Annotated in this window: 6 protein-coding genes and 1 pseudogene; all 7 read left to right on the top strand. The window is 43.3% G+C overall.

Translation table 11 applies throughout. The features are described from left to right. A pseudogene (locus KO533_RS21545) lies at window positions 1-2,512 on the top strand (hypothetical protein); the annotation flags it as partial. 137 nt (window positions 2,513-2,649) lie between these two features. Continuing rightward, window positions 2,650-3,246 carry a hypothetical protein gene (locus KO533_RS21540; RefSeq protein ID WP_173248264.1) on the top strand — a complete coding sequence of 199 codons (597 nt, stop codon included), beginning with the start codon at window positions 2,650-2,652 and terminating at the stop codon, window positions 3,244-3,246. Next, the gene (locus KO533_RS21535; protein ID WP_173248262.1) at window positions 3,243-5,126 is read left to right on the top strand and encodes an FHIPEP family type III secretion protein; all 1,884 of its coding nucleotides are present in this window, start codon (window positions 3,243-3,245) and stop codon (window positions 5,124-5,126) included. The genes KO533_RS21540 and KO533_RS21535 overlap by 4 nt, the downstream gene beginning before the upstream one ends. 4 nt (window positions 5,127-5,130) lie before the next feature. Next, the gene (locus KO533_RS21530) at window positions 5,131-6,177 is read left to right on the top strand and encodes an EscU/YscU/HrcU family type III secretion system export apparatus switch protein (RefSeq protein WP_219256059.1); all 1,047 of its coding nucleotides are present in this window, start codon (window positions 5,131-5,133) and stop codon (window positions 6,175-6,177) included. Further along, the gene (locus KO533_RS21525; RefSeq protein WP_219256065.1) at window positions 6,170-7,012 is read left to right on the top strand and encodes an OmpA family protein; all 843 of its coding nucleotides are present in this window, start codon (window positions 6,170-6,172) and stop codon (window positions 7,010-7,012) included. The genes KO533_RS21530 and KO533_RS21525 overlap by 8 nt, the downstream gene beginning before the upstream one ends. Next, complete coding sequence (locus KO533_RS21520) at window positions 7,002-7,397, top strand: hypothetical protein (RefSeq protein WP_251073515.1); 396 nt, start codon at window positions 7,002-7,004, stop codon at window positions 7,395-7,397. The genes KO533_RS21525 and KO533_RS21520 overlap by 11 nt, the downstream gene beginning before the upstream one ends. Beyond that, window positions 7,384-8,388 carry a hypothetical protein gene (locus tag KO533_RS21515; RefSeq protein ID WP_173248258.1) on the top strand — a complete coding sequence of 335 codons (1,005 nt, stop codon included), beginning with the start codon at window positions 7,384-7,386 and terminating at the stop codon, window positions 8,386-8,388. Before KO533_RS21520 ends, KO533_RS21515 begins: the two co-directional genes overlap by 14 nt. Window positions 8,389-8,398: the final 10 nt, after the last annotated feature.

Here is an 8,398-nt window from a genome sequence, read left to right as displayed (position 1 = left end):
GGCGAAGACCACAAACACGCCTTCAATGTCACAGACGGATGGCGTGCCTACGGAAGACATCCCTGCGATAGAAGTGCCTGAGGCGAATGCTGCGCAAGGATACACTGGCCGTAAATGGGAGGTGAGTAGTTCAACACCTGTGAATCTGAGTCACGGTGCGCAAACGGGCAGCAATTACACCCAAGGACCTAGACGTAATCTGGGGACAATCCCAGATGCAGCGCCGAGTGCTGCGACAGCTCATCCTCGTGGTCCCGCGGCTGGCAATGGCAGCGGTACAACCCCACCTGTGATGGGCAACGGTTCACCATCGGTGGCGGATGATGGCACGCAAACTGATGTTCCGACAGCCGTCGCGGACACACCGACGAATGCGGGGACACCAGCTCGTCCGCCTGTCGCGGCGAAGACCACAAACACACCTTCAATGTCACAGACGGATGGCGTGCCTACGGAAGACATCCCTGCGACAGAAGTGCCTGAGGCGAATGCTGCACAAGGATACACCGGCCGTAAATGGGAGGTGAGTAGTTCAACACCTGTGAATCTGAGTCAGAGTGCGCAAACGGGCAGCAATTACACCCAAGGACCTAGACGTAATCTGGGGACAACCCCAGATGCAGCGCCGAGTGCAGCGACTGGTCATCCCGGTGGTCCCGCGGCTGGCAATGGCAGCGGTACAACCCCACCAGTGATGGGTAATGGTTCGCCATCGATGACAGATGATGGCACGCAAACTGATGTTCCGACAGCCGTCGCGGACACACCGACGAATGCGGGGACACCAGCTCGTCCGCCTGTCGCGGCGAAGACCACAAACACACCTTCAATGTCACAGACGGATGGCGTGCCTACGGAAGACATCCCTGCGACAGAAGTGCCTGAGGCGAATGCTGCACAAGGATACACCGGCCGTAAATGGGAGGTGAGTAGTTCAACACCTGTGAATCTGAGTCAGGGTGCGCAAACGGGCAGCAATTACACCCAAGGACCTAGACGTAATCTGGGGACAACCCCAGATGCAGCGCCGAGTGCAGCGACTGGTCATCCCGGTGGTCCCGCGGCTGGCAATGGCAGCGGTACAACCCCAGCGGTAACGGGCAACGGTTCGCCATCGGTGGCGAATGTGACAGATGATGGCACGCAAACCGATGTTCCTACAAATACAGGTACACCGGCTCGTCCGCCTGTCGCGGCGAACATCACAAGCACGCGTCAAACTACAACGCCTTCAATGTCACAGACGGATGGCGTGCCTACGGAAGACATCCCTGCGATAGAAGTGCCTGAGGCGAATGCTGCGCAAGGATACACTGGCCGTAAATGGGAGGTGAGTAGTCCCACCCCTGTGAGTCTGAGTCAGGGTGCGCAAACGGGCAGCAATTACACCCAAGGACCTAGACGTAATCTTGGTACGACACTTGGTGCTGAGCCTGATTCTGCGGCTGGCAATGGCAATGGTACAACCCCAGCGGTAACGGGCAACGGTTCGCCATCGGTGGCGAATGTAACAGATGATGGCACTCAAACCGATGTTCCTACAGCTGTCGCAGATACACCGACGAATGGGAGTACACCAGCTCGTCCGCCTGTCGCGGCGAAGACCACAAACACGCGTCAAACTACAACGCCCGCAGTGTCACAGACGGATGGCGTGCCTACGGACGACACCCCTGCAACAGAAGTGCCTGAGGCGAATGCTGCGCAAGGATACACTGGCCGTAAATGGGAGGTGAGTAGTTCAACATCTGTGAATCTGAGCCACGGTGCGCAAACGGGCAGCAATTACACCCAAGGACCTAGACGTAATTTGGGGACAGCCCCAGATGCAGCGCCGAGTACCGCGACTGGTCATCCTCGTGGTCCCGCGGCAGGTAATGGCAGCGGTACAACCTCAGCTGCAACGGGTAATGGTTCGCCATCGATGACGGATGGTGAAGTCGGTGTTGTTGCAACGTTAGTTAATACATTAACCCCTGTGTCGACTGAGACAGCTGGTCCTGTTATTACCGCTGAGAGTCAAAAAAGTACTGCTAAACCACAACTTGACCTAGGTAAGATCGAATCGCGCATAGTAGGCCGAGCGGGGGGACATATTCAACATAGGGTACCTAAGTTCTTAGATCGTCCAGAGGCTGGCACGTTAATGGGATCTTGGCGACCTATACCTGAGTCTTTACGAGGTAAAAAAGATTCTGCTGAATTTGAAGAGTGGCGAAAACAAGATTTAGGTCAGTATTTGAAAAGTTTGAATTCGAAGGTCCTGTTGACTCAAGGGGCTACCAGTATGCGGGGACAAAATCATTTTGCCGGTAAATTAAATAATTTAAGGGATCGGGCCGAGATTAAGTCGCAGTTAAATCCCGTTAATCGAATGAATAAATCTGATTACCAGCAAATTTCAGGGTTGGATCTAGTGTCGACCGGACGCTCATATTTACTCGGGACTGCCAGTGGAAAACTGATTGTTACCTCTCCGGTTATTCGAAGTAATCTGGTTTTAGCGCCTTGAATCAATAGCTAACCACCAGACTCTCCATCAATTGAAAAGATTAAATCATAAGAGTTCAGGTTTAATCTTTTTTTTTCTTTTGTAGTGAGATTTAAGGATTTAGTAAGCTTAAATTCTAAACCAGAATGAGGTATGTCTTGTATATAGAAATCAATTCATTGCATCGATTAGTTCCACAGATTGCATTTAAGAAAGAGCGTCACTCAAACGTAATAAAGAAGTCTGATCTTCTTATTTATAACGAGGCTAAGTCGTTATTATCTGCTTTAGAAGAGAGAGTCGAGCAATACCAGCAAATGCTTGAAGAGCAAGTGGTGCAACTGATCGAGGAGAAAGAGCAGGCGCTCAATCTTCACGCTAATAATTTATATAATGAGATAGAAGAAGAATTTCAGGTTAATCAAGAGCGTTGGTTTGACGAAGCCAATCAACAGCTTGTCGATATTGTTGAAGAACAGTATCAAAGTCTTAGTTTGTTGAAAGATGAATTGAAAAACCGACTCGCTGAAACCGTAAAATTGCGTTTAACAGAACTGAGTCTTAATGAGTATTTAATCGGACATCTTGTGGACTTACTCCATGCTGAAATAGACGATCAGGCAAGACATTTGTCTGTAGAGCATACCTATGTCAATGGATTCGCCGTGCTGACGATAGAGAATGACGACAAGATTATTAGCATAGAAACTCAGTCGATTGTTGAAGCACTACGGACTAGCTTGGAGACGGTATGATTAAGCGTCTTCGTCGGTTTCCTATCAAGTTTAATCCCAGCAGTGTGATTATCGCATTTGCGTTGCCAACTATTATTTTGTTCACCCTTCCCGGAGTGGTGATCGATCTGTTTATTTTAATTAGTTTTATTAGTTCAGTATTGCTGCTGGTTATCATGCTTGAGAATGATCAACCTCTAATGGTGACATTTTTACCAACGGTCGTATTGTTACTGACGACCTTTCGCTTGTTATTGTCTATCGCAACGACCCGAAACATTATTGCGAATGAAGATGTAGGTAATGTGATTGAAACCGTGGGGGAGTTTGTGATGGGAGGGAACCTTATTTCAGGGTTACTCATCTTTATCATTATCACCATAGTGCAATTTTTAGTTGTTACCAAAGGTGGCGAAAGGGTCGCGGAAGTGGGGGCCAGATTCTCTCTGGATGCCTTACCTGGTAGACAAATGACGATTGACGGCGATTTAAAAAGCGGTCTTATTACAGGTGAACAAGCACAAAAGTTACGCTCTGATTTAAGCACCGAAAATCGGCTATTTGGTTCGCTCGATGGGGCAATGAAATTCGTCAAAGGTGATGCTATTGCTGGTATTTTGATCAGCTTGGTTAACCTATTTGGTGGCATTTATGTGGGGGTTAATCAGTTTGATCTCTCGCTATCTGAAAGTGTTAGCCGATTCTCTGTACTGACGATAGGTGATGGTCTTGTCTCGCAGATCCCCAGCTTATTGTTATCAATCGCTTGCGGTGTGTATCTCACGCGTATTAAAGGGGATGAAGAATCTAGTTCATTTATGGGGCAGATGGCAAAGCAGGTTAGCCGTTTTTGGAAAAGCCTGTTAGTTATTGGAGCCTTGATTTTACTACTCGGTCTACTCAGTCCAAGTCTGTTCTATGTGTGTATGACGTTATTTATCTTATGTACGCTGTCAGCGTTCTTACTGTGGCGAGTGCAAGGCAAGCCAAAAACTGTCGTAAATACAGGCATTGCCGGCAGTGGACTATATGAATCTCTTACATTTGTGCTAAGGGAACCTCAGCATTGCACCCTGGTAGAAACTAGTCTTGTACAGATTGAAAAAGCACTTTGGGGCCAAGCCCTCGGCGCCCCTATTATCACAGTAGATGAGCAACTTACTGTTGATATAGAAGTTCATATTTCGGGTATTCGTATTTATAGCTTCTCACATGATGAGTCTGCAGAGCTAATCGAAGTACTTGGGGACGAAATTTTTGTTAGTGATGCTGCCACCCAAAATATCGCTACGATTGTGCAATATTTTTTACGGAAATGCTTAGTTGAAAAGTATAACCTTCAATACACCAGCAATATTATTGAAGGACTTGCAAGCCAAAGTGAAGTGATTAAAAACGAAATCGACTCGGCACTTGGTTTGAACCGTGTCCATGATGTGATTAAAGAAATGATCCGTGCTCGCGAGTTTTATCTCGATAGGGTGACTTTCTTTGAGGCATTAATTTATTGGTCTCGTATCGATAATGAGTCTAAAAATTGGCTCAATCGGATTCGAAATCAAGCAAGATATGAAATCACCTCACGTTTAATGAATTCTGAGGGAAAAATCTATGTTGCGCTGTTGAGTTCTGAACTAACCGAGTGCATTGAAACCTTTGTCATGGGGGAGAGTGAGGATTTAGATAGCTTAATTGAGCTTCAGTCAGCATTACGCCAGGAAGTTCTGCGAATGACCTCACTATATGGAAGTAAGCCGACTTTAGTTGTGAACGATAATGAAATTAATTCGGTTAAATCTTTCTTCCAGCAGGTGGTATCAACTATTTCAGTATGTAGCCATGGTGATATAGCTGATCCAAGTTGTGTTGTGAGTTCCGAACCACTACAAGTTTTGATCTAAATTTATGTCAAACGAATCAACTGAACCCAAAAAATATCCGCCAACGGAGAAGAAGCTTCGGGAGTTAAGAAAAAAAGGTCAGTTTCCAAAAACTGAACTAGCAGAACCGACCATGGAGTTAGTGGTATTTGCAGTGATATTTATTGGTACAATTTATTTTATTTTTGATTCGTCAAATGATTGGTTTGAGGTAATGTTATATGCAGATATACAGACAGGCTTAGACATTATTTACACTGTGATTGCGTGGGGTATATTCATACTGCTAATGATTAAGCTCGTCATGGCAGCTATTAGTTGGGTAATGCTAAATAAGAATGTTATTAATACTGAGTCATTAGGTCTTAAAATGGAAAAGATTAGCCCAGTTACGGGGGCTAAAAATATATTTGGAATTGAGGCAATATCCCGTTCATTACGTAAGGTGCTAGAGTTAACGTTTTTGTTGTTTTTGCTTAAATATGTTTTTGATATTGGTGGCGCAGAATTGACTAGGTTGGCACAAATAAACAATGTGTCATACTTTATTTATAATCTAATGCTGTATGTGGGTTTGGTTTCCTTATTGTTTTTTGTTTATGGCGTAAGTTTAGGTTGTGTAGATTTTATGGCTGAGAGTTATCACTTTAATCATAAAAACCGTATGACGTTTACTGAAATGAAAAATGAAATGAAAGAAACGGAAGGCTCGCCAGAAATGAAGTCTGAACGCAAACGGCAAATGCGAGAAGTCATGGATGCGCCAATAACTAAAGGGCGTACACCAACTTTTGCTATTGCAAATCCTACGCATATCTTAGTGCCTATTTGCTATGACAGCATGATAGATAAAGTCCCTGTCGTGCTCAAGATTACAACTGAATCATTTGCATTGGATGAACGCCGTAGATTAGAGGCGCTTAATATTCCGATTTTGGAACATATAGGGCTTGCAAGGGCATTCTATAAAAGTATGCGTACTGGTGAAGACTATATTCCTAAAGAGTTTTACCGCCATATCGCTTTTATTCTCTTAGAATTAAATAAGCAGGAAAGTGCAAAAAATGTTTAGAAATTGGCTTTGGATAGGGGTGATAGTTGGACTCACTTCATGTGCCCAGAATGTGAAAGATGATTCAATAATATGGGATCATGAGTGGAAACAAGATATTTATAATTTACTGTTTTCTGAGACTGATGATGTAGATCATCTACGTTATTGGGTAAAGAGAATACCTGAATATGTAGATGGTTCACCGCATCAAACGACATGTATTGAAGTTTCTACGCCTTCTCATCCAAGTAGGCTCTATCTCGCTAATTTACATACCTATGCGTTAAGCGAGGTAAGCAGTTGTCAAGGTGACTATTGGCTCTATTCAAATCTTATTAATGTAGTGAAGGGTAATAAATTTTATGGCAGTGACCGTTCAACTGTAGCTGATACCGGTCGATCTATAGCGGGTGATCGTTGGAGTTCGGACGATGGGAAATATTGGATAGTAGACGATAAATCATCATGCGCATTAGATAATATATTCGATATTTGTCGTACTCAGTCTAAACACGTACGTTTAGTATTTAATGAGCTATTTATGGTGAATGAATCAGCTCTGACACCAGATGGTAGAAATATGTTGGTTCGCATGATTGAAGATCTGCGTGGAAAGCCAATAGAAAGCATATTGGTTTATGGCATTGCTGATTCATCAGGAGCTTATGAGAGTAATCGACGTTTAGCTGATGCGCGCGCTAAAAGCGTGAAATACTTTTTACAAACTGAAGGTATGAGAAATACGCCCATTTTTTTACGCGGTAGTGTTGAAAATGGTTTACCAACTGCTGAACAGCGTATTACTCAGCGCCGCTTTATGATTGAGATGAAGTTTAATTACGATGAAAAATAAAAAATTTACCTTATTTATAATGGAATTTACTCACTTAGTGCAAGCTTCAAGCCTATCGCTAGATGAACACCAAGCATTATTGTGTCATTTTGGTGATGTAAGCTGCCGCATTGAAGATGGTGCTCGCGTTGGTCTTGCAAACACTATCTTGATTATGGTTGAACTCGATATTGAGCATTTCCCTGCAGATACTGCGTTAAAGATAAATGCTAATTTTTCATTAACATCGGGTGGATATATTGCTAAGTTTAAGTCGAATGATTATTTCTATGTGCGTAATATGCCTTTACCGGACCATCCTCAAGGTTTATTAAAAGCGTTGAGTGATACTGTGAGTATTGCAAATATATTGAGACAAGAGTTGAACTTGCATGTGGTTAGTTGAATTCGTTGATGGCCACCTGCATGGCGTAATATTACCAGTCGAACCAAAACTAGTTATTACAGGGTCAAATAAAGATATAGATGCAGAAACGCTTTATGTTCCAGAAATTTTGCCTGTAAGTACTCGTTGGGAGTTTTGTAATGATAAAAATATCATCTGTATTAGAGGATCAAGAAAAAACGACCGATTAAAAAAACTGAAGTCAGGCCGTATCTATCGCTTAAGAGGCATAGCCTTTTTTGTTTATCAAGAAGGTAAACGTAAACCACAATGGTTAAGCTATCTAGCTCGAAAATATCAAGCACTCATTATGTTAACTTTGTTGCTTAATGCTGGATTGGGTCTAGGTATGTGGATGGTATATCAAGCTAACCAGTACACGCAAATTGCAGAACACTTAACTCAACTCAACGGTAGTTACGTCAAGAATGGCAAGCTTAAGGTGCCCAATAGCGCTTCCTTTTTGTTGTTGCCTGAGGTTTTGCAAGCAAATGCTGAGATTGTTGAAGCAAATAATTTGCAAATTCTCTCACAACCTGTTGTGGAATTAGTCTCAAGCGATTCGAAGCAGCCTGTTAGTTATAAGGTAATAAATAAAGTCGATCGTGATCAAATCCAGGTTGAGACCTTTGAAACTGATAATCGAGTTATGGCTGTGTTAGGCGAATATGGTTTGTCGTTTAATAAAATAAATGATACTTGGTTTGTCAATGATAACGCCAAAGCTGCAATTGTGCTAAGAGCTAATGGGCTACAGGATATTATCCCATCCGTTTCAGTTCGGAATGATAGCACTCAAGTTATTGATAATGCCAACTTTCCATATTCAATCTTTTACTCATCGACATCAAGAGGGTATATATATGACGACAAGTATCGATATTGGGTTGGTAGTAATGTACCACTTCTAGGTGTGATTCAGTCTATTTCACGTAATAAGGTCATTTTTAAAGACCGCAATCAAACACGCGTATATTTTATTCAATCATAATAGGAAAACT

Origin of the sequence: Shewanella sp. NKUCC05_KAH (genome assembly GCF_019345585.1) — a bacterium.
Taxonomy (GTDB): domain Bacteria; phylum Pseudomonadota; class Gammaproteobacteria; order Enterobacterales; family Shewanellaceae; genus Shewanella; species Shewanella oncorhynchi.
The sequence above is the reverse complement of the archived record's forward strand: the minus strand, read 5'-3'. Positions and strand labels throughout refer to the sequence as shown.